Raw genomic sequence first — 23,731 nt, 5'->3', positions numbered from 1 at the left:
AGATGTGTATAAGAGACAGCTTCCTGCATCGGCAGAACAACCAGTAACGATCCGCGGCGGATCACGGCGAGCGCTCCCGATCGGGCGCTCGCCGTCACTGGGTGTCGATTGGTCGCAGCGCGGCCGGGCGGTCGCTTGCCGCCTGCGCGATAAACCGCTCTAGGACTGACCATGCGCGCCGTTCGTCTTATTGCCTCCGTATCTGCGCTGACGCTCGCGTCTGCGGCGAATGCGCAGTCGAGCTATCCCTCGCCCTATGGCAGCTCGCCTTATGCCAGCGTGCCGTCGCCTTATAGCGTGCAGCCGCTCTCGGATGCCGATCTGCTCGCGAGCCAGATCCGGCTGCTCGCGGCCAATCCGCAGGATTTGCAGGCGCTGATCCGGGCGGGCGAACTCGCGCTGAGGCTCGACGATGATACCGCAGCTGCCGCCTTCTTCGCGCGCGCCGAGCGGATCGATCCCCGTAATGCGCGGGTCAAGGCGGGCGAGGGCAGCTTGCTCGTCTCAGCCGAGCGGCCCGGCGACGCGCTGCGCCATTTCGCCGAGGCCGAGCGGTTGGGCGCCGATCCGCGCAGTTTCGCCGCCGACCGCGGTCTGGCCTATGACCTGATCGGCGAGCAGGAGCGCGCGCAGCGCGACTACCGCGTGGCCCTGCGCGCTGGCGCGAATGACGAGACGCAGCGACGCTATGCGCTGTCGCTCGGCATTTCGGGCAAGCGCGAGCTCGCGCTGACGCAGATCGACCAGCTGTTGCGCAAGAGCGATCGTGGCGCGTGGCGCGCGCGCGCCTTCATCCTGGCGATGGCGGGCGACAAGGCCGGCGCCGAGAAGATCGCGACGAGCATGATGCCTAGCGGGATGGCGCAAGGGTTGCAGCCGTTCTTCGAGATCCTGTCGAGTTTGCGCCCCGCCGACCGCGCGTTCGCGGTGCATTTCGGCGAAGTGCGGCCGAGCCTCGACCGCGTCAACGACGCGCGGCTCGTGCCCCCGCTCGCGGCGCTCGGCCCCGATCCGACCGCGCCGGTTCAGGTCGCGGCGGTGGTCAAGGCACCCGTCGTGGTCGACGCGCGCGAGGAACGCCGCCGCGCCAAGGAAGCGCGCCGCAATCGTGGACGCGTCGAGGTCGTCGCGAGCGTGGCGCCACCACCACCGCCGCCGCTGCCCGCACCCCCGTCGTACGGAGCGATCGCGCCGCGCACCGCGCTTGCCGCCAATACGCCGATGACGGGCGCGCCGACGGCGACCTTTGTCCAGCGCCTGCCAGGTACGCCGGCGGTGCAATCGCCCTACGCGCAACCGCAGCGCGCGCCCGCCACGCCGTATGTCCAGCCGCTGCCGGCCTCGCCCTACGCGCAAGCTTTGCCCGCGCCGCGCTACGTCCAACGCGCGCCGGTGACGGCCGCGCAAGCCGCGAACACAGCAGCGATGGCGCAGCTTCGCGCCCTTCCCACGACGCCGAGCGTGACCGTGCCGTCGCGTCCGGTTGAGATGGCCGCAGCGCCGACCCAGGCCACGATCGCGGCGCCGGCAGCGACCGTCGCTGCGCCGCTGCCCGTCGCGGTGCCGCAAGTCAGCGCTCCGGTGGTGAGAGCGCCCGCGCCGACAGCGTTTGCCTCGGCAACGGCCGCGCCGGTTGTGCTCGCCGCGTCGAACACGCCGCTGTCTGGCGGCGATCGTGGCACAGCGGCGTCGACGACGCGCCTCGGCGCGACGCCGGGCGGGCTCGTCGCAGCACCAAGCACCAGCACGGCGGGCGCGGCTGTTCCGTCGCCGGCGACTGTTCCGACTCAAACCGCCACGGCGCCGCCCGGCGGCACGCTCGCAGCGGCGGCGGAAAGCGCGACGATCGTTGCAGCAACGCCTGCACCGGTTCCCGTCGCGCCAACCCCGGTCGCGCCTACGCCAGCGGCCCCGACACCCGTCCGCAGCGAGGATTCGATCCTCGCGGCGATCATCTCCGACATAAAGGTGCCCGCCAACGAGTCGCCGGTCGAAACCGCGCCGAGCCCGACCCCGGCGCCAATCGAGCGTGCGCGCGCTGTGGTCCCCCCCGTGGATACGACCCGCGCCGATGAAGTAGCGGCGCAGAAGAAGCTGACAGCCGAGAAGAAGCTCGCCGACAAGAAAGCCGCCGATCAGCTGGCGCTCGCCGAAGCGAAGAAGGCGGCTGCCGACAAGAAGCTCGCCGAGACCAAGAAGGCCGCTGCCGACAAGAAGATCGCCGACGCGAAGAAAGCCGTCGCTGACAAGAAACTGGCGGATGCCAAGAAGGCGGCCGAGGAAAAGCGCAAGAACGATCCCAAGCTGCTCGAGCCGTCGCGGATCTGGGTCCAGGTCGCGGGCGGCGCGAACGAGAACGATCTGCCCAAGCAATGGTCGAAGCTGCGCAGCGGCAACAAGCAACTCGCCGGCCGCAGCGGCTGGACGACGCCGCTGCGCGCGACCAACCGTATCCTGACCGGCCCGTTCAAGACCGACGACGAAGCGCAGGCGTTCGTCAACAAGATCGCCAAGGACGGCGTATCGGGCTTCGTCTTCGTCAGCGACGCTGGCCAGAAGATCTCCAAGCTCGGCGCCAAATGACCCTTCGATTGATGGACTACCGACCGGTATGACGCTGCTTGCGCCCTGGGCCTCTCACCCGGAGCGCAGCCGCGGTCGCCTCCATGAAGAACAAAAGGGGAGCACGCCCGGTGGCGCGCGCGGGCCCCGCGATGCCTTCCAGCGCGACCGCGACCGGATCATCCATTCGATCAGCTTTCGCCGGCTGCGCCACAAGACGCAGGTGTTCATGGCGCCCGACGGCGACCATTTCCGCGTCCGGCTGACGCACAGCCTGGAAGTCGCGCAGATCGCGCGCACGATTGCGCGCACGCTCGGGCTCAACGAGGATCTGACCGAGGCACTGTCGCTCGCGCACGACATCGGCCATCCGCCGTTCGGCCACGCCGGCGAGGATGCGCTCCAGGCGGCGCTGGCCGAGCAGGGCGGATTCGACCATAACGGCAACACGCTGCGCGCGCTGATGACGATCGACAGCCCGTATCCGCGCTGGAACGGGCTCAACCTGACATGGGAAACGCTCGAGGGGCTCGCCAAGCATAACGGCCCGGTAAAGAAGCCGCGCTGGGCGTTGGCGGATTGCGATGCGGCGTTTCCACTCGATCTGGGCAATTGGTCGAGCCTCGAGGCGCAAGTCGCGGCGATTGCCGACGACATCGCCTATGACAATCACGATATCGACGATGGCCTGCGCGCTGGCTTGCTGACGCTCGACCAATTGCTCGAAGTGCCGCTGATCGCGCGCGGCTGGGATGCCGTACGCGCGCGCTTTTCCGACGTCGTACCCGCGCGGCTGGTCGGCGAGCTGATCCGCTCGCAGATCGGCGCGATGGTCAACGATCTGATCGCCGAGACTCGGTCGCGGCTGGTCGGGATTGGTGATAGCGCCGACGTGCGCGGGGCGGGGCGCTGCCTGGTCGGCTTCTCGCCCGAAATGCGCGAGGACGAGCGGATCCTCAAGCGCTTCATGTACGCGAATCTCTACCACCACCCGCGCCAGCTCGAGGCGGCGCGCGCGGCGGAAGGGATCATAACAGGGTTGTTTGCCGCCTATCGCGCAGATGCGCGGTTGATGCCGGCGGATTGGGCGGCGCGGATCCCGGCTGATGAGCCGCGGCGCAGCCGCCACATCGCCGATTTCATCGCCGGGATGACCGATCATTACGCAGTGTCGCGTTACCGCGAGGTGGTCGGCCCAATCGATTTGCCCGAAGGTTTCTGAACCCCGCACTCCATACGGCTTGAGCGTGTCGCTCCGCTTGCCATCGGCAGTCGGAGCAACACGCCCGGCCCGAACGGCTTAGCGGAATGCCAGCTCGGTCGACGAGGTCAGCTTGGCCTGCGCGTTGGGGACGACGAACGAGACGGGAGTCCCGCCCGAAACGCCAGTCACCTGGTCGCCGCGGACGTTGAGCTCGAACGCGCTGCCCGACTGGCGGCGGCCGCTGATCAGGACGTGGTCGCCCTTGTCGATCGTCTTGTAGGTGTAGGTCTCGCCGTCGCGCGTGAAGGTGTGGCTGGCGGAATCCGTGGCAAGCGCAGGCGAAACCGTGGCAGCAAGCAGGGCCGTAGCGGCGAAAATGGTCTTGATCATGATCGTTCCTTCCGAATTTCGAAAGCCGATCGCGCATCCTCTCCACAGAAGATGATTGTGATGATGGGACTAACATTTTGCGGTGCAGCATGAGCCCAAGCGCAAAGAATGCGCGACCAGTTGCACGAAACGAAAGCGTCTGACCGTAGCGGGCATAATTCTGCGACAGATTGCGGTGATACCTCCGCACGGCGTAAAGAAGGACGCGGTGATGACGAAGGCAAGTATCGCACTCAATCGGTTCGGTTTGGGCGCACGCGGCGATCAGCCGATTCCGACCGACCCGGTTGCGTGGCTCAACGGGCAGTTCGCGCATTATGATCCGCGTCCCGATGCGATCGCCTCGGCGCCGACGAGCGCGGCGGTATCGGCCGATCTCGCCGACTATTTCCGCCAGCAGCGCGCGCTGCGCGCGCAGCAGGGTGGCAAACCGGGCGTGCCGCCTGGTCCTCCTGCCGCAGTCGCGCCGATGCCGGGATCGGCACCCGCGGGACTGCAGATGGGGGCGCAGTCGGTCCAGCCGCCGGGGATGGCGCCGTCGTCGCCGGCCGCAAAGCCGATGCCCGACGATGCGATGAAGCAGGCGCGTCAGTTCGCCGCGCGCACCGGGCGCGGGGATTATGCCGGCGCGGTCGGCGCGCGGGTGACGCAGGCACTGATCACCGACACGCCGTTCGTCGAGCGACTTGTCCATTTCTGGGCGAACCATTTTGCGGTCTCGGCCGATAAGCTCCAGGTGGTCGGGCTGGCGGGAACGCTCGAATTCGAGGCGATCCGGCCGCATGTACTCGGCAGTTTCCACGACATGCTGATGGCGGTGGAACAGCATCCCGCGATGCTGCTCTATCTCGATCAGGCGGTGTCGGTCGGTCCGAATTCGCCGCTCGGGCAACGGATCGCCGCACGCGCGGCCGGGAATGGTGGGCGCAAGGTCGGGCTCAACGAGAATCTCGCGCGCGAGATCCTCGAGCTGCATACGCTCGGCGTGCGGACGGGCTATAGCCAGGCCGACGTCACCGAATTCGCGCGCGCGATGACGGGTTGGACCGTCGCCGGGATCGGGCAGGGGCCGGGCGCTCGCGCCGCCGGGACCGATGGCTTGCCGGGCGATTTCGTCTTTGCCGCACCGTTGCACGAACCAGGCGACCGCATGGTGATGGGCAAGACCTATCCCGCAGGCGGAGTCGAGCAGGCGAGCGCGGTGCTCGCCGACGTGGCGGTTTCGCCCGCCACCGCGAGCCACATCGCGACCAAGCTCGCGCGGCATTTCGCGGGCGACACACCGCCGCCGGCGATGGTCGCGCGGTTACAGGCGGCATTCGTCAAATCGGGCGGCGATCTGCCAACGGTGTATCGCGCGCTGATCGCTTCGCCCGAGGCGTGGGTCGAGCAACCGCTTAAGTTCAAGACGCCGTGGGAATGGACGATCTCCTCGATGCGCGCGCTGAACGTGAAGACCGCCGATCCACAGGCGATGGTGGGCTTGCTCAACCAGCTCGGCCAGCCGACGTGGAAGCCGGGGCAGCCGATCGGCTATGACGATATCGCCGGCAGCTGGGCCGGGCCCGATGCGGTGCTGCGCCGTGTCGAGGCCGCCGAACGCTTCGCCTCGCGCGCGGCAAGCGTCGACGCGCGGGCGCTTGGCCCCAAGATCCTGCCAGGTGCGGTAACCCCGGCGACGAGCACGGCGCTCGCCAATTGCGAGAGTCCGGCGCAAGCGCTCGCGCTGCTGCTCGTCGCTCCTGAATTCATGCGGAGATAGGCCATGTATTCCCCTATTCTTGATCGTCGCGCGTTCCTCGGTGCGGGGGCGCTCGCGCTCGCGCTTGCTCCGCGCATGGCATTCGCCAAGGCCGAGACCGACAAGCGCTTCATCTTCATCATCCAGCGCGGCGCAGCCGACGGGATGGGCATCGTCGCGCCGGTCGGCGATCCGGCGTTCGTCGGCGCGCGTGGCGATCTCGCCGCCGATTTCGCGAGCGCGCCCAAGCTCGACGGGATGTTCGCGTTGCATCCCACGATGACGGCGCTGCAGGGGCTCTATGGCCGCAAGCAAGCGCTGTTCGCGCATGCCGTCGCCTCGCCCTACCGCGACCGCTCGCATTTCGACGGGCAGAACGTGCTCGAGAGCGGCGGGCTGAGCGCGTATCAAGTCAAGGATGGCTGGCTCAACCGGCTGCTCGGCGTGCTGCCGCCGACCGAAGCGAAGGCGATCGCGGTGTCGGCGACGGTGCCGCTCGCGCTGCGCGGCAAGCATGACGTGTCGTCCTATGCCCCCTCCAACCTGCCGCAGGCGTCGGACGATCTGATGCAGCGCGTGGCGATGCTCTATCAGGGCGACGCGCAGCTCCACGGGCTGTGGAGCGAGGCGATGAGCACGCGCGAGCTCACCAGCGACCTCGCGGCGGGCGGCGGCGCCAATGCGGTGGCGACGGGGGCGCTTGCCGCGCGGCTACTCGCGCCCGCCAATGGCGCGCGGATCGCGATGATCGAGACCGGCGGGTGGGACACGCATACGCAGCAGCGCCAGCGGCTCGGCGCGCAGTTGAAGGGGCTGGACGGGATGATCGGCGCGCTGCAGGCGGGGCTGGGGCCGTTGTGGAGCGACACGATGGTGCTCGTCGCGACAGAGTTCGGGCGGACGGTCGCGGTCAATGGCACCGGCGGGACCGATCACGGCACGGGCAGCTCGGCGATGCTGCTCGGCGGGGCGGTGCGCGGCGGACGGGTGCTGGCGGACTGGCCGGGGCTGCAAGCAGCGGCTTTGTTCGAGGGGCGCGATCTGAAGCCGACGCTGCAGCTCGACGCGTTCATCGCGGGCGCGGTTGCGGGGCATTTCGGCGTCGAGCCAGCGCGCGCGATGGCGGCGCTGTTCCCGCTGAGCAAGGGGACGAAGGCGGTCGACGGGTTGGTGTGACGCAGCCGTCACCCCGGACTTGATTCATGGATGCCGGCTCAAGCCCGGCATGACGGGCGTCTTCCGCGCCCCGGAGCGCCGGTGCTCCCTCTCCCGTTCGCCCTGAGCTTGTCGAAGGGCCCGTGCCCCGCGCGACGCGGTCGCGTGGGGAGGGCAGGGCTTCGACAGGCTCAGCCCGAACGGGGGAGGGGGCAGCGCAAAAGCGTTGCTTACTTTACCACCACCGGCAGCAACACCGCGCTCGCGCCCGCGGCGCCATGCTCGATCGTCACCGTCGCCTTCTTGTAGTCGGCAGGCTTCGCCAGGAAGATGTTGGGCACGAAAGTCTGCGGATTGCGGTCGTAGACCGGGAACAGCGACGACTGCACCTGCACCATGATCTTGTGCCCCGGCAGGAACTCATGGTTCACCGCCGGCAGACGGAACCGATACTGCTGCGTCTTGTTCGCCGGGATCGCACTCGGCTTGGCGAAGCTCTCGCGATACCGCCCGCGGAAGATGTCGAGGCTGATCGCGAGCTGATAGCCGCCCATCTTGGGGTTGCTCGCCACTTCGTCGGGATAGACGTCGATCAGCTTGACAACGATGTCGCCGTCGCTGCCGGTCGTCTTGGCGAAGATGTCGGCCCACGGCACGCCCGAGACCTTGACGGTCTTGGTCAGTACCGGGCTCGAATAGCTCATCACGTCGGTGCGGCCATCGACCGAGCGCTGGTCGGACACCAGCCAGTCGCCCCAGCGGCCATCGTCGAAATTGATCGGCCGCGGCAGATACGGGACGGGGTTGGCGGGATCTGATACATAGCTGTCGCCGCCGCTCGCCGCGCGTTCGAAACCGAGGCCCTTGTCGGCCTGGAGATACAGCGGGGTCAGCGGCGTATCGCAGCCGGCGTCGCACGACAGCGGCCATTTCGGGAAACTGTCCCAGTGGTTCGCCCCGGTGTTATAGATTGCGGCGGCGGGCAGCGTGACTGCCGGACCGTCCTTCAGATACTGATTGAAGAACGGCAGCACCATGTCTTCGCGATATTGCTGCGCGGTGTCGCCGTTCCACGTCAGCGGCCCGAGCGTGCGGCCCTCGCGATTGACCTGGCTGTGGCGCCACGGGCCCATCACGAGATAATTGTTCGACTGATGCCCGGCCTTGACGAGTGCCTCATAGCTGTGGATCCCGCCCCACATGTCCTCATGATCCCACAGGCCCTGTTCCCACAGCGTGGGAACGTTCGACGGGCTCGCGGCGAGCAAGGTGTCGAGCGCCTGGCCCGACCAGAAGCCGTCGTATGCGGGATGCTCGACCATCCGCTTCCAGTACGGCAGCTGGTCGTAGCCCGACTTCTTCGCCCAATCGCCCGCCGAGATGGTGCGGAAATTATCGTAATCGTCATAGCCACCCGACGGGGGCGCCTTGCCCTCGCCCTTGTAGCCGGTTTGCGAGCCGAGCCAGCCGATATTCGGCAAGCGGAACGCGCCGTAGTGGAACCAGTCGTCGCCCATCCAGCCGTCGATCATCGGGCTCTGCGGTGCTGCGACCTTCAGCGCGGGGTGCGGATGGAGCAGCGCCATCACCACGGTGAAGCCTTCGTAGGACGATCCGATCATCCCGACGCGGCCGTTCGATTCCGGCAGGTTCGCCTTGTTCACCAGCCAGTCGATCGTGTCGTACGCATCGGTCGTGTGATCGACCTTGGTCTGGTTGAGCGGGCCGATGACCGGACGCGTGACGACATAGTCGCCTTCCGAGCCGTATTTGCCGCGAATGTCCTGATAGACGCGGATATAGCCGCCCTTGACGAACATCTCGTCGGCGAGCGGCAGCGTGGAGAGTTCGCTCGCGCTGTCGGTGCGGTGCGCGCGGCCCTTGGCGTTGTACGGCGTGCGCGTGAGGACGATCGGCGCGTTGGTCAGGCCCTTGGCGTAGACGATCACGGTGTAGAGCTTGGTCCCGTCGCGCATCGGGATCATCACCTCGCGCTTGACGTAATCGTTCTGCGCCTCGGGCGGGCTGAACTTGGCGGGGATGTCGCCGCCGACCGCGGCTGCGGCCGGCGCCTTCTGCTGGGCGTGGACCGGCGCGAGCGCGATCACCGCGGCGGTGGCGGCGAGCAGAAGGGCGTGGCGTTTCATGGGCGACCTTTCGGAACGGAGATATGCCGTTGGTAGGCGCAGTGTGATGCTGCGATCAACCACCCAAATCCTCCCCGGAATGGGGAGGGGGACCGCTCGGCTTCTTCAGCCTTTTGCTGAAGGGGCAAAAGGGTCACGCTCCCCGTGGCGGGTAGGAGTGTTTGAAGCCGCTCCCCGTATCCGCTATGCGCCGCGCTCGCAGACACCACCGGACGTGCCCCAATGACCCTCTACACCCGTTTCGCCGCGCATATCGATGCGGTGCTCGATGCCCTTGAAGCCAGCGGCGACTTGCCCGCCGGGCTCAACCGCGCGAACATCACGGTTGAGCCGCCGCGCGACACGAGCCATGGCGATCTCGCCACCAACGCCGCGATGGTGCTCGCCAAGCCCGCGCAGACCAACCCGCGTGCGCTCGCCGAGAAGATCGTCGCGCAGCTGGCCGGCCTCGACGAGGTCGAGAAAGTGTCGATCGCCGGGCCGGGCTTCATCAACATGAGCCTGACCGACGACACCTGGCGCGCCGAACTCTCGGCGATCCGCGACGGCGGCGACGATTACGGCCGCTCGAACCGCGGTGCCGGCACGACCGTGAACATCGAATATGTCTCGGCCAATCCGACTGGGCCGATGCACATGGGGCATTGCCGCGGCGCGGTGGTGGGCGATGCGCTCGCCGCCTTGCTCGAATTCGCCGGCCACAAGGTGATCCGCGAATATTATGTCAACGATGCCGGCGGTCAGGTCGACGTGCTCGCCCGCTCGGTGCACCTGCGCTACCGCGAAGCGCTTGGCGAGACCGTCGAGATCCCCGAGGGCCTGTATCCCGGCGATTATCTGATCCCGGTCGGCCAGGCGCTCGCCGCCGAATTCGGCGACGCCTATGTCGGCAAGCCCGAAGACGAGTGGCTCGTGCTGTTCCGCACCAAGGCGGTCGCGGCGATGCTCGTGCTGATCAAGGCCGACCTCGCCTTGCTCGGCATTCATCACGACCTGTTCTCGTCCGAGGCCGAGCTGCAGGCAGCGGGCAAGCCCGAGGAGGCCGAGGCCGAATTGCGCTCGCGCGACCTGATCTACGACGGCGTGCTCGAAGCCCCCAAGGGCCAGGAGCTCGAAGATTGGGAGCCCGTCGTGCTCCCGCTGTTCCGCTCGACCCAGTTCGGCGACGACCAGGATCGGCCGATCCGGAAGTCGAACGGGCAGTGGACCTATTTCGGCGCCGATCTCGCGTACCATTTCCAGAAGGCGCAGTCGGCCGACGCGCTGATCGACATCTGGGGCGCCGACCATGCCGGCACCGTCAAGCGGATCGTCGCCGCGGTGCAGGCGCTGACGGGGGGCAAGACGCGCTTCGACGTCAAGCTGGTGCAGATGGTCCGCCTGATGCGCGCTGGCGAGCCGATCAAGATGTCGAAGCGCGCGGGCAATTTCGTCACCCTCGCCGATGTCGTCAACGAAGTCGGCAAGGACGTCGTCCGCTTCACCATGCTGACACGCAAGGCCGATGCGCAGATGGATTTCGACTTCGCCAAGGTAGTCGAGGCGTCGAAGGACAATCCGGTCTTCTATGTGAACTACGCGCATGCGCGCGTCGCGTCGCTCCATCGGCGTGCGGCGGAGGCGGGAATCGTCTGCGATACGGTCGACTTGTCCCAACTTGACACGGAGGACCTCGCGCTGGTGAAGTTCGCCGCGCAGTTCCCGCGGATCGTCGACACCGCTGCTGCGGCGCGCGAACCGCACCGGATTGCCTTTTATCTGTACGACTTGGCCGCTTCGCTCCATGCTTTGTGGAACGTCGGCAACGATCGGCCCGACCGGCGCTTCCTCCTGCCCGATAATCCGGCGATGACGTGCGCGCGGCTTTTCTTGGCCGATGCAATCGGGCAGATTATCCGTAACGGGTTGGGCATCATGGGCGTCCAGGCGGTCCAGGAGATGAACTGATGGCAGGCGAATACGATATGCGCGACGAGGATCGCCTTCCCTGGCTCGAAACGGTCGAGGACGATTATGACGATGGCCCGTCGGTCGTGAAGATCATCGGCCTGATCGTGGCGGCGCTGCTCGTCGTCGCGGCGGTGATCTTCGGCTATCAATATTACAAGCAGCACCAGGGCGTCGACGGCAACGGCGCGATGATCGCGGCGCAAGAGGGCGATTATAAGGTCAAGCCCGACGATCCCGGTGGCATCAAGGTCGACGGCGAAGGCGACAGTGCGATCGCGACGAGCAACGGCGCCGCCACCGGCAACGCCGCGATCGACATGAAGGCGCTTCCCGAAAAGCCGATCGCGGGCAAGAAGGCTCCGGTTGCCAAGGCCGAGGCTGGCGCGAGCAAGGCCGTTGCCAAGATCCCGTCGGCCGAAAAGGCGTCGGGCGGCGCGCTGGTGCAGCTCGGGTCGTTCGGCAGCGAGGCCGAAGCCGATACGAATTGGCGCGCGATCTCGAAAAAGCATGCCGATCTCGCGCCGATGGGCAAGTCGGTCCAGGCGGCGCAGGTTGGCGGCAAGACCGTCTATCGCCTGCGCGTCAATGCCGGCAGCGCGGGCCAGGCCACGAGCCTGTGCGCGAAGCTGGCGGCGGCGGGGCAGGCCTGCTTCGTGCCGCGGGGCTGATCGCGACGGCTCCGCGCGGTACCCGTCACCCCGGCCTTGTGCCGGGGTCCACCGGGCCGCAAGGGTTGGGAGCGTAGCACGCGCGTCCCGGTGGACCCCGGGACGAGCCCGGGGTGACGTATCGGAAGGAATGGCGCGGGTCGCATTCGGAATGGTGCGAAGCCCCGCGCTTGTTGCTAAGCCCGTGGCATGAAGCCCGTCATCTTCGGCCTATCCGGCCTCGAACTGTCGCCTGCCGAGCGCAGCTTTTTCACTGCTGCCGATCCCGCCGGCTACATCCTCTTCAAGCGCAACATCGAAAACCGTGCGCAACTCCGCGCGCTGACCGACAGCTTGCGCGCGCTGTCGGGGCGCGACGACGTGCCGATCCTGATCGATCAAGAAGGCGGCAGCGTCGCGCGGATGCGGCCGCCCGAATGGCCCGCGTTTCCGGCAGGCCCCGCGTTCGACCGGCTCTACGACGTCGCGCCGATCTCGGCGATCGAGGCTGCGCGCGCCAATGCCGAAGCGATCGCGCTGATGCTTGCCGAGGTCGGCATCAACGTCGACTGCCTGCCGCTGCTCGACGTGGCGCAGCCCGATACGACCGAGGCGATCGCTACGCGCGCTTTCGGATCAGACCCGATGCGCGTTGCAGCCCTCGGCAAGGCGACGCTCGACGGGCTGCAGCGCGGCGGCGTGGTCGGTGTCGTCAAGCACATGCCGGGGCATGGCCGCGCCAAGCTCGATACGCATTATCATCTGCCGACCGTCACCGCGACGGATGCCGAGCTCGAAATCGATCTCCAGCCGTTCGCGCGGCTGAGCGATGCGCCGATGGGGATGACCTCGCATATCGTCTTCGACGCCTGGGACCCGGCGCGCCCTGCAACGCTGTCGCCCGTCGTGATCGAGCAGATCATCCGCCAGCGGATCGGCTTCGACGGGCTGTTGATGACCGACGATATCGACATGAAGGCGCTGTCGGGCACGGCCGGCGACAAGGCGGCCGGGTCGATCGCGGCGGGATGCGACCTGGTGCTCGATTGCTGGGGGCGGATGGACGAGATGGAGGATATCGCCGCGCGGCTCGGGGAGATTTCTGCGATCTCGCGCGCGCGGCTCGATCGCGCGATGGCGAGCGTGGCAGGGGTGCGTGGCGACGGCGATTTCGCCGCGCTCATTGCCAAACGCGACGCGTTGCTCGCGCTCACCTGACTTCCCCCTCGCCGCGGTACCAGGTGAGGATTTAGAAGGGGCTGCCGCTCGGCGAGCGTCTTTGCTACCGTTCGCGCAATGACCGAAGACCCCGCAACGCTGACGCTCGATCTCGACGGCTGGGAAGGCCCGCTCGACGTGCTGCTCGCGCTCGCGCGCAATCAGAAGGTCGATCTGAAAGCGATCTCGATCCTCGCCTTGGTCGATCAATATCTCCGCTTCGTCGAGGAGGCGCGCGCGATCAAGCTCGAGCTGGCGGCGGATTATCTCGTGATGGCGGCGTGGCTCGCCTATCTCAAATCGGGGCTGCTTTTGCCCCGCGATCCCGAGGTAGAGCCCAACCCCGAAGAGCTCGCGCTGCGCCTGCAACTCCGCCTCGAACGCCTAAGCGCGATGCGTGAGGCGGGCGCGCGGCTGGTCGCGCGCGACCGGATCGGGCGCGACGTGTTCGCGCGCGGCGCGCCGGAGGGACTGCGCACGCAGCGCAAGGCGCTGTGGCAGGCCGAGATCTACGATCTGATCGCGGCGTACGGCGTCATCACCGCGCGGACGCGCCCCGTCATGCACGTCGTCGCGCAGCGCGAGGTGATGACGCTCGAGGCCGCGCTCGAACGCGTCGGGAGGCTGCTCGGGATCACGATGGAATGGCGGACGATCGAGACCTTCCTCCCGCCGGCGGCGACGGGCGTGTTCCGCAAATCGGCGCTCGCCTCGAGCTTCGTCGCCGCGCTAGAACTCGCCAAGCAGGGCAGGGCCGAACTCCGCCAGCAATCGCCCTTCGCGCCGTTATACCTGCGCACACCCGTCGAGCCGCGGGCGTGAGTGCACCCGATCCGGTCGTCCGCGCGGTCGAGGCCGTGCTGTTCGCCGCGACCGAACCGATGACCGCGGACGCGATCCGCACGCATCTGCAGGGCGTCGAAGTCCGCGCCGCGCTCGCCACGCTGCAGGCCGATTATGCCGGGCGCGGGATCGAACTCGTCAAGCGCGGTGAGCGCTGGCACTTCCAGACCGCGCCCGACATGGCGCACTTGCTGCGCCGTACGCACGAGGAACCGCGCAAACTCACCCGCGCCGGGATCGAGACGCTCGCGATCATCGCGTACCACGAGCCGACGACGCGCGCCGAAATCGAGGCAATTCGCGGCGTCGGCATCTCTAAGGCCACCTTGGACGTATTGATGGAAGCGGGCTGGATCAGGCCTGCCGGGCGGCGCGAGGTGCCGGGACGGCCGCTGCTCTATGCGACGACCCCGGAATTCCTCGCGCATTTCGGATTGGCGAGCCGGCGCGATCTGCCGGGGATCGACGATCTGCGCGCGGCGGGGCTGCTCGACCCGGTCGATCTCGCCTTCGAGCGGATCGACTCCGACGCGGAGGTGGAAGTTTCCGACGAGGAGGACTAGATAGGGATGACCTTAGGAGACCGATCATGGGTGGTTTGAGTATTGTACACTGGCTGATCTTCGGCGGGATCGCGATCCTGGTCCTGGGTGGCGGCCGTTTCTCGAACATGATGGGTGACGTCGCCAAGGGCATCAAGTCGTTCAAGAAGGGCATGGCCGAGGACGACGAGCCGAAACGCGAACCCAATGGTGTTCCGGGCCGGATCGAAGCCAAGGCGTCGGCGGACCCTGTGTTCGACCGCGACGGCAATCGCATCCGCGACACCGAAATCTGATCAGCGGCACCGCGCTGCCATGTTTGATGTCGCATCGTCCGAAGTGATCCTGCTGGGGGTCGTGGCCTTGCTGGTGATCCCGCCCAAGGATCTGCCCAAGGCCATGCGCTTTGCCGGCCATTGGGTCGGCAAGGTGCGTGGCGTCGCGAACCAGTTTCGCTCGGGCTTCGACACGATGGTGCGCGAGGCCGAGCTGCAGGAAATGGAAAAGAAGTGGGCGGCGGAGAATGAGCGCATCATGCGCGAGCATCCGCCCGAGCCGTCGCAGCGCGCCGCGCTTTCCGGACATCCCGATCACGCGGCCGATGTCGGCTATGACGGGACCGAGGGCGATGCCCCGCCGATGATGGTCGAGACACCGGCGTTGACGGCACCGCCGGTCATCGCCGAACCTGCCGGCCCCGGCGCGCATGACGCGGCGCCGCACCCGGCCGAGCCCGAAACCGCCGAGCATAACCCTAGGGCGCATCCGTGAACGCACCCGTCGATGATCTCGAAGCCAGCCGCGCGCCGCTGCTCGATCACCTTGTCGAACTGCGCAAGCGGCTGTTTTTCTGCCTGGTCGCGATCCTGCTGGTGTTCATCGGCACCTATGTCTTCTCGCGCGAGATCTTTACCGTCCTGGTCCATCCGCTGCTGCTCGCCGGGCAGACCAAGCTGATTACGGTCGGCGTGTTCGACGGCTTTTTCGTCCAGCTGAAGGTGGCGTTGTTCGCCGCGCTGATGATCGCGTTTCCGGTCATCGCGATGCAGCTGTGGGCGTTCGTGTCGCCTGGCCTGTACATGAAGGAGAAGCGCGCGCTGCTGCCCTTCCTTTTCGCGACGCCGGTGCTGTTCATCGTCGGCGCGACGATGGCGTATTTCGTCGCCATCCCGTCGGCGCTGCGCTTTTTCTACAGTTTTCAAGGCAATCTTGGCGGGGTGCAGCAGGAGGCGATGACCTCGGTCGCGTCGTATCTCGATTTCGTGATGCAGTTCCTGTTCGCGTTCGGGCTCGCTTTCCTGATGCCGATCCTGCTGATGTTGGTCGAGCGCGCCGGGCTCGTGACGCGCAAGCAGCTGGTAAGTGGGCGCCGCTATGCGATCGTCGGCTGCTTCGCGCTCGCGCTGGTGCTGGCGCCGCCCGACGCGGGCTCGATGATCATGCTCGCGATCCCGCTGGTCGCGCTGTACGAGCTCGCGCTCGTGGCGATCTGGTTCACCGAGCGAAAGCGTGTGAAGGACGCGTCGACCGAGCTCGTCGAGAGCTGATCTTCGCGCCGCACGCGTAGCGGCTCCTCAATACGACTGACACGAAAAAGGGCTGCTCCCGAACGCGGGAACAGCCCTTTTCCGTGTTGCTGAAGCGCGGCTTACTTTGCGCCGTCGGCGGTCTTTGCGACGGTGTCGCCAGCCGACTTCACGTCCTTGCCAACGCCTTCGACGGTGTTGCACGCGCCGACGAGCAGGGCGGCGGCGAGGATCGCGAACGAGGTAGCCTTACGCATGATAATACTCCTGAAAAATGCCGGGGCCGCCATAAGCTGGCGGCCTCATGCGTCCAATGATCGATGTGGGGAATCGTTCCGCAACGCTATCGCGGCGCCCGTACGTTTGGGGCGATAAGGTGCAGGAAATAATTGGGCCCGGAAGCGCGACCCGGGGGGGGGAGGGGTAGCGCGTCCGGGCCCATGTCTTGGATAGCGAGAGCGGGGGGGCATAAATTCGCTATCCGAATATCAAAACGGCCATCGCGATGATCGGTTCCGAGAAAAGATGCGCGTCGGCGATTTTTTCGGTCCCGCCGGGCGGATCAATCGCGCCCCGTCACCGCGACCGCGATCTCGTATGCTCCGACCATCGGATCGTAATGGAGTTTCGAGCGCAATTGGCGCGATAACCCCTCGATGACGCGGCCATAGCGCTCCGCCACCAACGCGCGCATCCGGTCGTTGTCGACCAGCGCCGGCGAGTTGATCCGCAGGACGGCGCGATCGGCCACATCGGCGGCGGCGATCGAGATGCGCATGTTGGCTGTCGGATTCACCGTCATCGCGAGTTCGATAATTTCGGTCAGCAAGAAGGCGATCGCGATCGCGACGTCCTGGTTGGCGAGGTAGGGCGCAATGTCGAGCTGGATCGCGATCGGTGCGTCCTCGGGCGCGGTCGCGCGGATGTTCGCGGCCAATTCACCGAGCACCGAGCGCAGCGATAGCCCACGATTTTCCTCGAGCTCGGCAAAATGGTTGCGATGCACCACCGCCAGCGCGTCGACGCGGCGCTGGATCGAAGCATAGGCCTGCGTCGCCTCGACACTGCGGGCCGCGCGGGCGTGGAAATTGATCAGGCTCGAGATGACTTGAAGGTTGTTCTTGACGCGGTGGTGCACCTCGCGCGTCAGCTTGGTCTGGCGGACCAGCCCTTCGGCGAGGCCGGCTTCGTGCTCTGCGACCGTCCGGCTGATCGCGCGGAAGGTCTCGCCGAGTTCGCGGATTTCCTGCGCGGGCAGGGCTTGCATCGTGCCCGGATCGATTTCCTCGCCCGGCACGAAGTTCGCGACACGCGTGCGCAATTGCCGCAGCGAGCGGATCAGCAGGCGGTCGACGACGAACCAGCTGATACCGGCGGCGGCGGCCCACATGATAATCGGCAGCAACAGCGCGACCAGCACCGGCGAGGTGATCGGCGCACCCTGCACTTCGGTGGTCAGGACGACGGACCCCACGCCGATGACGGTATTGATCGTCGCGCGGCGTTCGAGCGCGGTCCGCGGCGGCAAGGCGTGGAGTAGAAGCGCGTCGCGATCGAGCACCAGATGCGCTTCATAGGGGAGCGGCGCGTTGCTCGGCATCGCGGTGGCGGCGAGCACGCGCGTCGGGAAAAACGCGGCGGCGTTGGTCCGGCCACTGGTGCTTGTGGTCGAAAGCGTCAGGCCCTGGCCGGGGATGAGATGCGCGGCAATCGCCGTGCCCGGCTTGGTCGCGCTGGGCGCTGCCCCCGCGCGAAGCGGCTCGCCGCAGATCACGCGTCCAGTGGAGTCGGAGATGACGAATCGGGTACCCATCGCGGCTTGCGGCGCGAAAACGCCTTGCGCACGTGCGCAGCTCGGCGCGTCGCCGGGATCGCTTTCGAGGGCGTTGAGCGAAACCCGCAGCGCGGTCATGTCACCGACCAACTCGATCGCGAGCTTACGCGCGCTTTCGGTGGCGGTGACCTGCATCTGCGCACGCGTGGCTTCGTCGGCGAGCTGTGCGGTACGGATTGTCGCGAAGAAGGCGATGATCGCCAGTGGCAAAAGACAGATGCCGAGGATCAGAAAGACCTTCGCGCCGGTCGGGATCCGGTCGAGCGCGCCACCGATCCGCCCGGACTGAAGAGGGGGGGCGGTGTCGCCAGCGATGTCAGTCATGCAACGCTCAGTCTAGTTTGCCCAGCAAGTCCAGCATCTCGGGCGGAATCGTCTCTTCGACAGTGCGTTGATACACCGTCCGCAAGGCCGCACCCATATCGCGGTCCTTGCTTTGAACCTTCGCACCAGGATTGGACGCGCGCGCCGCAACCGGCTTCTTCGAAGATTCGTCGCCCGAACGCAATGCAGTCCCCCTGGGTCACACCGGAAGACCCGGTCGTGTGAATATGGTACCGTAACAAACGGCTCGTAGATCGACTGTCGGACAATCGCAACGACCGATGTTCCAGCATGAAACCAAATAAGCGTTCGATGGTTCCGCACTCGACGCGATTTTAATTCCGGTTTTTTGGGGTACGAAAACGCGTTGCATTGCCAGGGGGCCGCTTCCACAAGGTCCCCCGATCATTACCTCAGGGAGACCCCGACAGTCATGTCGTTAGGACAGCAGCTTGCCCCCCATCTTCCGTTCCTGCGTCGCTATGGTCGTGCGCTGACCGGGAGCCAGACGCACGGCGACCGGTATGTGCGCGCTACGCTCGAAGCGATCGTTGCCGCTCCCGACGAGTTCCCACGCGAAGTCGATCCGCGCCTCGGCCTGTATCGCATGTTCCAGGCGATTTGGACCTCGACGAATTACGACGAGACTCCGGAGAACATGAGCGCGGGCGATCTCGACGGTCAGGAATCGATCGCGCGGGCGCGGCTTGCGCGGATGACCCCGTTGTCGCGTCAGGCCTTGCTGCTGACCGCGATGGAAGGCTTCACGCCCGAGGACGCGGCCTATCTGATCGATGTCGATACGAGCGAAGTCGAATTGCTCGTCACCGAAGCCCTTGCCGAAATCGAGAAGCAGACGCGCGCGCGCGTGCTGATCATCGAGGACGAGCCGATCATCGCGATGGATATCGAGACGATCGTGCGCGATCTGGGCCATGACGTGACGGGGGTGGCGGTTACGCGCGACGAAGCCGTTGCACTGGCGATGGAAGATCGTCCTGGCCTGGTACTCGCCGACATCCAGTTGGCCGATGACAGTTCGGGCATCGACGCGGTCAAGGACATCCTCGCCGAATTCGAGGTTCCCGTAATCTTCATCACCGCGTTCCCCGAGCGTTTGCTGACCGGCGAGCGGCCCGAGCCGACCTTCCTCATCACCAAGCCGTTCCAGCGTTCGACCGTCAAGGCGGCAATCGCCCAGGCGCTGTTCTTCGACCAGGCAACCGTTCCCGTCATCTGAGGGAACCCATTCGCGCCCCTGTGTGTTGGGTTCCATACGATACGGAACCACAACGACAGGGGGCGCGCATGGACCATGACGATCCGATCGAATTGAGCAAGCAAGATGCCCGCGCCGGTTCGACACCCCATGTCACGCGGTACGTGCTGGGCATATCGCTGACCCTGATCATTGTGATCTTCGCGGTCCTGCTGTTTTTCTCCCAACGATAAAGTCGCTTAGCCGGTCGTATTGGACATTGATGTCCGATGCCCCCATTTGAGCTCTGCAAAGCCGAGACTGGATTACATGACCGACGCGATCGACCATGACGAAGATGATGCGCCCGAACCCGTGGTGGAGCATGTTTCGCTCTCTGACCCGGAATTTAAGGCGCAGCTGGCACAGGTCATTCCGCACCTGCGCGCCTTTGGTCGGTCGCTTTCAGGCAATCGCGATCTCGCAGACGATCTCGTCCAGGAAACGTTGATGAAGGCCTGGGCGGCGCGGCTGCGCTTCCAGGCCGGCACAAACATGCGCGCCTGGACTTTCATCATCCTTCGCAACCTGTATCTGAGCCAGATGCGCCGGTCGCGCTTCAAGGGCGAATGGGACGATCTAGTCGCCGATCGGATTCTCGCGGCGCCGGCGAGCCAGGACAAGCATGTCGAGCTCGGGGACATGCAGCGCGCCTTGCTGCATCTTCCGCAGCCCCAGCGCGAGGCCTTGATCCTCGTCGGCGCGGGTGGTTTTGCCTATGAAGAGGCCGCGGAGATCTGCGGCGTCGCGGTCGGCACGATCAAGAGCCGGGTCGCGCGTGGTCGCGTCGCCCTAGAAGCCGTGATGAACGACAATTCGCTCGCATCGCGGCGCACCCACAGCAACGAGCCCGGTATGTCCGCGCTCGACACGATCATGGGCGAAGTCGATGAATTGAGCCGCGAGCGACGCTAGCCGTCGTGTCGCGCGCTCAGCGCCGCACTTTTTGCAGGTCGATCGTGTCGAGGACCGCAAGGATGTCACTGAACGGGTCGGTCGCTGCGTGCGCTTGCGGATACGCACTGCGGAGCGCCGACGAGATGATGTCCGAGCGAGCCGGCGCCGCGACGAGGTACGCCGTGGTGGGCAGGTTTTGTCCAGTCGAGGCATAGGACTTTGACATATGTCAACAACGGCCGACCACACCGTTAGTTGCGTGCTATTTGGCCTGTCCTGGCTCAAGGCATGATCTCGACCATGAAAAACGCTGTCTCCGATCAAGATGTTGTTGCAGCCGTCGATCGCGCCAGGCGCTGGTCGCCGTTCCTCGCTGTCTTGCTCGAACGCGAGCCTGAACTAGCGCAGAGCCTTGCGGGCGGGATTCTGCCCGCGCTGCGCACGATCGAGATCGCAGACCTGACGATGCCCCCGGCACGTCGGCTGCGGCTGGAGCGCCGGCGGCTGGCACTGCGAGTCGCGATCGGCGACCTGTCGGGGCGCGAGGATTTGTCGGCGGTAACGCGCGCTTTGTCGGACTTTGCCGATCGCGCGCTGCATACCGCGATCCTGACCGCGATCGAGGAACGCACGCCTGGCGCCGCCCCGATCGGCTTTACCGGAATTGCACTCGGCAAGCAGGGCAGCCACGAGCTCAATTATTCCTCCGACATCGATCCGATCCTGTTGTTCGATCCCGCGACGCTGCCGCATCGCGCGCGCGAGGCGCCCGAGGAAGCCGCGGTCCGCATCGCCAAGCGCGTCGTCGAGATCCTGCAGGCGCGGGATGGCGACGGCTATGTCCTGCGCGTCGACCTGCGGTTGCGCCCGTCGCCCGAGATCACGCCGATCGCCTTGTCGGTCGATGCGGCGATTTCCTATTACGAATCGCTGGCGCTGCCTTGGGAGCGCGCCGCCTTCATCCGCGCGCGTGCGGCAGCGGGGGACATCGCGCTGGGCGAGCGCTTCCTTGCCGCGGTGCAGCCGTTTGTGTGGCGCCGCGCGCTCGATTTCGGCGCCATCGGCGAGATTCGCGGTATCTCGCGGCGGATTCGCGATCATTATGCGCAGGGGCAGGCGTTCGGCCCGGGCTACGATCTCAAGCGCGGGCGCGGTGGCATCCGCGAGGTCGAATTTTTCGCGCAGATCCACCAGCTGATCCACGGCGGCCGCGATCCCGCGCTGCGCGTCGCCGATACGCGCGGGGCGTTGGCGGCGCTCGCTGCGGCGGGCTGGGTCGATCCGGACGAGGCGGTGGCGCTGAGCGACTCGTATACGTTGCTTCGCACGATCGAACACCGCGTCCAAATGATCGAGGACCGCCAGACGCATCAACTCCCGACCGGAGAGGCGCTCGATGGCGTCGCGAAGCTGCACGGTGTTGCCGATGCCGGCGCGTTGCTCGATCTGCTTCGCCCGGCGGTCACCGCGACGGTGCGCAGCTATGACGCGCTCGACCCCGAAGAGGGCGATGCGCTGTCGTTCGAGGGGGATCGGCTCGATACGCAATTGGCCGAAGCGGGCTTTGTCGAGACCAAGCTTGCGGCGCAGCGAATCGAGCAATGGCGTGGCGGCGGCTACCCCGCGCTGCGCAGCCCGGCGGCGCGCGCGGCGCTCGAGGCGGTGTTGCCCGGCCTGATCGCGGCGCTCGGTGGCGCGCCCGATCCGCAAGGCGCGATCGTGCGGCTCGACCGGATGCTCGCGCGACTGTCGAGCGCGGTCAATTTCTTCCGGTTGCTCGAGGCACGGCCAGCGCTCGCGCGGCTGCTCGGTCTGATCCTCAGCCATGCCGAGACGCTTGCCGAGGATCTCGCGCGGCGGCCCGAGCTGATCGACGGGCTGATCGACGCGACTGCGCTCGATCCGGTCGAGGATGTCGCCACGCTCGCGGGCGAGATGCGCGGCGGCGCGGATTATCAGGCGCAGCTCGATCATGTTCGCCGAGTCGTGGGCGAAAAGCGCTTCGCGCTCGGCACGCAGATCATCGCGGGCGTGTCGGATCCGCTGATCGTCTCGGCCGGCTATGCGCGCGTCGCCGAGGCCGCGATCCGCGTGCTCGCCACCGCGACGATCGCCGAGTTTGCGCTCGCGCATGGCCATGTGCCGGGCAGCGAGCTGGTCATTCTCGCGCTCGGCCGGATGGGCGGCGGGGCGCTGACGCACGCGTCGGACCTCGACCTGATCTATCTCTTCACCGGCGATTATCTCGCCGAATCCGACGGCGCCAAGCCACTCGGCGCGGTGCTGTATTACAATCGGCTGGCGCAACGGATCAGCGCCGCACTGTCGGTGCCCACCGCATCGGGACCGCTCTACGAGGTCGATACGCGGTTGCGCCCGTCGGGGACGCAAGGGCCGCTCAGCGTCTCGCTCGACGGGTTCGCGCGCTACCAGCGCGAAAGCGCGTGGACGTGGGAGCATATGGCGCTCGCGCGCGCGCGGTGCGTGTTCGGAAGTGCTCACGCCGAGGCGGCGGTTTCGGCGATCGTCGGCGCGGTGCTGCGCGGTGATCGACCACGGCGCGACGTCGTCGCCGAGGGGACGAAGATGCGCGCCGACATGGCCGCGCACAAGCCGCCGCTCGGGCCGCTCGATGCCAAACTGCTTCCCGGCGGGCTCGTCGATCTCGAATTCGCGGTGCACATGGTGCAGCTGCAAAGCGGGCAGGGGCTCGATCCCAATCTGCGCCGCGCGATCGCTGCGCTGGACGCGGCGGGTCTGGCGCCCGCGGCGATGCTCCCCGCGCACGATCTGCTGACGCGGCTGCTCGTCACGCTGCGGCTGGTCGCGCCCGATGCGCGTGCGCCGTGCTCCGCGACGCAAGCGCTCGTCGCGCAGGCGCTCGGCATGACGGATTGGCCCGCGGTGGTTGCCTCGCTCGAGACGACGCGGCAGGAGGTATCCGCCTGGCTCAAGCATGTTGAGGAACCAACACCATGACGACCACCCAGACGACCGTCGATGTGGGCGATTCGCTGCCGGATCTCGACCTCGTCCTGCCCGACGGCGCGCAAACCGCCTTGCGCGACCGGGTCGGCCGGATCTTCGTGCTCTATTTCTACCCCAAGGACGATACGAGCGGGTGTACTCGCGAAGCACAGGATTTCAGCGCGCATCAGGCGGATTTCGATGCGCTCGGCGCAGACGTGCTCGGGGTATCGCGGGACACGCCCGCGAAGCACCAGAAGTTCATCGCCAAATATGATCTTGCGGTACCGCTGGCGAGCGACGAGGACGCGGTCGTGCTCGAGGCGTTCGGTGTGTGGGTCGAGAAGCAGATGTACGGCAAGACCTATATGGGGATCGAGCGCGCGACGTTCCTGTTCGATGCGAAGGGCGTGCTCGTGCGCGCCTGGCGCAAGGTGCGCGTGCCCGGCCATGTCGCCGAAGTGCTCGAGGCGGTTCGCGCAATCGCGTGACGGTTCCCCGCATCTGTCGATTCCATCAGTATTTT

General features: G+C 66.6%; 23 protein-coding genes. 17 read left to right on the top strand and 6 right to left on the bottom strand.

Features of this window, described 5'->3' with window-relative positions; genetic code table 11:
• Nucleotides 1-171 precede the first annotated feature (171 nt).
• Together QN347_RS09235 and QN347_RS09230 are read left to right on the top strand one after the other, a co-directional pair.
• Nucleotides 172-2,583 carry an SPOR domain-containing protein gene (locus QN347_RS09235; RefSeq protein ID WP_322160477.1) on the top strand — a complete coding sequence of 804 codons (2,412 nt, stop codon included), beginning with the start codon at nucleotides 172-174 and terminating at the stop codon, nucleotides 2,581-2,583.
• 28 nt (nucleotides 2,584-2,611) lie between these two features.
• A complete protein-coding gene (locus tag QN347_RS09230; protein ID WP_322160476.1) occupies nucleotides 2,612-3,784 on the top strand; it encodes a deoxyguanosinetriphosphate triphosphohydrolase in 1,173 nt (390 codons plus the stop codon).
• 78 nt (nucleotides 3,785-3,862) lie between these two features.
• On the opposite strand, the gene QN347_RS09225 is transcribed toward QN347_RS09230, so the two are convergent.
• Nucleotides 3,863-4,156 carry a hypothetical protein gene (locus QN347_RS09225; protein WP_189675475.1) on the bottom strand — a complete coding sequence of 98 codons (294 nt, stop codon included), beginning with the start codon at nucleotides 4,154-4,156 and terminating at the stop codon, nucleotides 3,863-3,865.
• Nucleotides 4,157-4,367: 211 nt separating this feature from the next.
• On the opposite strand from QN347_RS09225, the gene QN347_RS09220 reads away from it, so the two are divergent.
• Both QN347_RS09220 and QN347_RS09215 read left to right on the top strand, forming a co-directional pair.
• Entirely contained in the window at nucleotides 4,368-5,918 is a 1,551-nt protein-coding gene (locus tag QN347_RS09220) for a DUF1800 domain-containing protein (protein ID WP_322160475.1), read from the top strand.
• 3 nt (nucleotides 5,919-5,921) lie between these two features.
• The gene (locus QN347_RS09215; protein ID WP_322160474.1) at nucleotides 5,922-7,073 is read left to right on the top strand and encodes a DUF1501 domain-containing protein; all 1,152 of its coding nucleotides are present in this window, start codon (nucleotides 5,922-5,924) and stop codon (nucleotides 7,071-7,073) included.
• Between the two features lie 209 nt (nucleotides 7,074-7,282).
• Here the strand turns inward: QN347_RS09215 and QN347_RS09210 are convergent, their stop codons facing one another.
• Entirely contained in the window at nucleotides 7,283-9,199 is a 1,917-nt protein-coding gene (locus QN347_RS09210) for a CocE/NonD family hydrolase (protein ID WP_322160472.1), read from the bottom strand.
• Between the two features lie 222 nt (nucleotides 9,200-9,421).
• On the opposite strand from QN347_RS09210, the gene argS reads away from it, so the two are divergent.
• From argS to tatC, 8 genes are all read left to right on the top strand, one after another.
• Nucleotides 9,422-11,146, top strand: coding sequence for an arginine--tRNA ligase (gene argS, locus QN347_RS09205; protein ID WP_322160471.1), 1,725 nt, complete (start codon nucleotides 9,422-9,424; stop codon nucleotides 11,144-11,146).
• Nucleotides 11,146-11,817: an SPOR domain-containing protein gene (locus tag QN347_RS09200; protein ID WP_206365566.1), complete on the top strand. Its 672-nt coding sequence runs from the start codon at nucleotides 11,146-11,148 to the stop codon at nucleotides 11,815-11,817. The genes argS and QN347_RS09200 overlap by 1 nt, the downstream gene beginning before the upstream one ends.
• 189 nt (nucleotides 11,818-12,006) lie before the next feature.
• Nucleotides 12,007-13,014 carry a glycoside hydrolase family 3 N-terminal domain-containing protein gene (locus QN347_RS09195; RefSeq protein ID WP_322160469.1) on the top strand — a complete coding sequence of 336 codons (1,008 nt, stop codon included), beginning with the start codon at nucleotides 12,007-12,009 and terminating at the stop codon, nucleotides 13,012-13,014.
• Nucleotides 13,015-13,092: 78 nt separating this feature from the next.
• Nucleotides 13,093-13,836: a ScpA family protein gene (locus QN347_RS09190; RefSeq protein ID WP_322160467.1), complete on the top strand. Its 744-nt coding sequence runs from the start codon at nucleotides 13,093-13,095 to the stop codon at nucleotides 13,834-13,836.
• On the top strand, nucleotides 13,833-14,420 hold the full coding sequence (gene scpB / locus QN347_RS09185; protein WP_322160466.1) for an SMC-Scp complex subunit ScpB: 588 nt from the start codon (nucleotides 13,833-13,835) through the stop codon (nucleotides 14,418-14,420). The genes QN347_RS09190 and scpB overlap by 4 nt, the downstream gene beginning before the upstream one ends.
• Before the next feature lie 26 nt (nucleotides 14,421-14,446).
• On the top strand, nucleotides 14,447-14,695 hold the full coding sequence (locus QN347_RS09180; protein ID WP_133189979.1) for a twin-arginine translocase TatA/TatE family subunit: 249 nt from the start codon (nucleotides 14,447-14,449) through the stop codon (nucleotides 14,693-14,695).
• 19 nt (nucleotides 14,696-14,714) lie between these two features.
• Entirely contained in the window at nucleotides 14,715-15,170 is a 456-nt protein-coding gene (tatB, locus tag QN347_RS09175) for a Sec-independent protein translocase protein TatB (protein ID WP_322160464.1), read from the top strand.
• Nucleotides 15,167-15,946 carry a twin-arginine translocase subunit TatC gene (tatC, locus tag QN347_RS09170; RefSeq protein WP_322160462.1) on the top strand — a complete coding sequence of 260 codons (780 nt, stop codon included), beginning with the start codon at nucleotides 15,167-15,169 and terminating at the stop codon, nucleotides 15,944-15,946. The genes tatB and tatC overlap by 4 nt, the downstream gene beginning before the upstream one ends.
• 101 nt (nucleotides 15,947-16,047) lie before the next feature.
• Here tatC and QN347_RS09165 read toward each other — a convergent pair whose 3' ends face one another.
• The 3 genes from QN347_RS09165 to QN347_RS09155 all read right to left on the bottom strand — a co-directional run bounded on the left by QN347_RS09165 (nucleotide 16,048) and on the right by QN347_RS09155 (nucleotide 18,267).
• On the bottom strand, nucleotides 16,048-16,182 hold the full coding sequence (locus tag QN347_RS09165; protein ID WP_189675467.1) for an entericidin A/B family lipoprotein: 135 nt from the start codon (nucleotides 16,180-16,182) through the stop codon (nucleotides 16,048-16,050).
• A 305-nt stretch (nucleotides 16,183-16,487) separates the two neighbouring features.
• A complete protein-coding gene (locus tag QN347_RS09160) occupies nucleotides 16,488-18,083 on the bottom strand; it encodes a sensor histidine kinase (RefSeq protein ID WP_322160460.1) in 1,596 nt (531 codons plus the stop codon).
• A 7-nt stretch (nucleotides 18,084-18,090) separates the two neighbouring features.
• Nucleotides 18,091-18,267, bottom strand: a complete 177-nt coding sequence (locus QN347_RS09155; protein WP_229839242.1) for a NepR family anti-sigma factor — start codon at nucleotides 18,265-18,267, stop codon at nucleotides 18,091-18,093.
• Nucleotides 18,268-18,516: 249 nt separating this feature from the next.
• On the opposite strand from QN347_RS09155, the gene QN347_RS09150 reads away from it, so the two are divergent.
• The 3 genes from QN347_RS09150 to QN347_RS09140 all read left to right on the top strand — a co-directional run bounded on the left by QN347_RS09150 (nucleotide 18,517) and on the right by QN347_RS09140 (nucleotide 20,256).
• A complete protein-coding gene (locus QN347_RS09150) occupies nucleotides 18,517-19,323 on the top strand; it encodes a response regulator (RefSeq protein WP_133189969.1) in 807 nt (268 codons plus the stop codon).
• A 68-nt stretch (nucleotides 19,324-19,391) separates the two neighbouring features.
• Nucleotides 19,392-19,535, top strand: coding sequence for a hypothetical protein (locus QN347_RS09145; RefSeq protein WP_165954505.1), 144 nt, complete (start codon nucleotides 19,392-19,394; stop codon nucleotides 19,533-19,535).
• A 76-nt stretch (nucleotides 19,536-19,611) separates the two neighbouring features.
• Nucleotides 19,612-20,256, top strand: a complete 645-nt coding sequence (locus tag QN347_RS09140; protein WP_133189967.1) for a sigma-70 family RNA polymerase sigma factor — start codon at nucleotides 19,612-19,614, stop codon at nucleotides 20,254-20,256.
• A gap of 16 nt (nucleotides 20,257-20,272) precedes the next feature.
• Here QN347_RS09140 and QN347_RS09135 read toward each other — a convergent pair whose 3' ends face one another.
• Complete coding sequence (locus QN347_RS09135; RefSeq protein ID WP_322160459.1) at nucleotides 20,273-20,464, bottom strand: hypothetical protein; 192 nt, start codon at nucleotides 20,462-20,464, stop codon at nucleotides 20,273-20,275.
• A gap of 74 nt (nucleotides 20,465-20,538) precedes the next feature.
• On the opposite strand from QN347_RS09135, the gene QN347_RS09130 reads away from it, so the two are divergent.
• On the top strand, nucleotides 20,539-23,217 hold the full coding sequence (locus tag QN347_RS09130) for a DUF294 nucleotidyltransferase-like domain-containing protein (RefSeq protein WP_322160457.1): 2,679 nt from the start codon (nucleotides 20,539-20,541) through the stop codon (nucleotides 23,215-23,217).
• On the top strand, nucleotides 23,214-23,696 hold the full coding sequence (locus QN347_RS09125; protein WP_189675462.1) for a peroxiredoxin: 483 nt from the start codon (nucleotides 23,214-23,216) through the stop codon (nucleotides 23,694-23,696). The genes QN347_RS09130 and QN347_RS09125 overlap by 4 nt, the downstream gene beginning before the upstream one ends.
• Nucleotides 23,697-23,731 lie beyond the last annotated feature (35 nt).

Origin of the sequence: Sphingomonas sp. 10B4 (genome assembly GCF_035019905.1) — a bacterium.
Taxonomy (GTDB): Bacteria; Pseudomonadota; Alphaproteobacteria; order Sphingomonadales; family Sphingomonadaceae; genus Sphingomonas; species Sphingomonas glacialis.
Note: the sequence above shows the minus strand (reverse complement) of the source record. Positions and strands in the feature narration are given on the sequence as shown.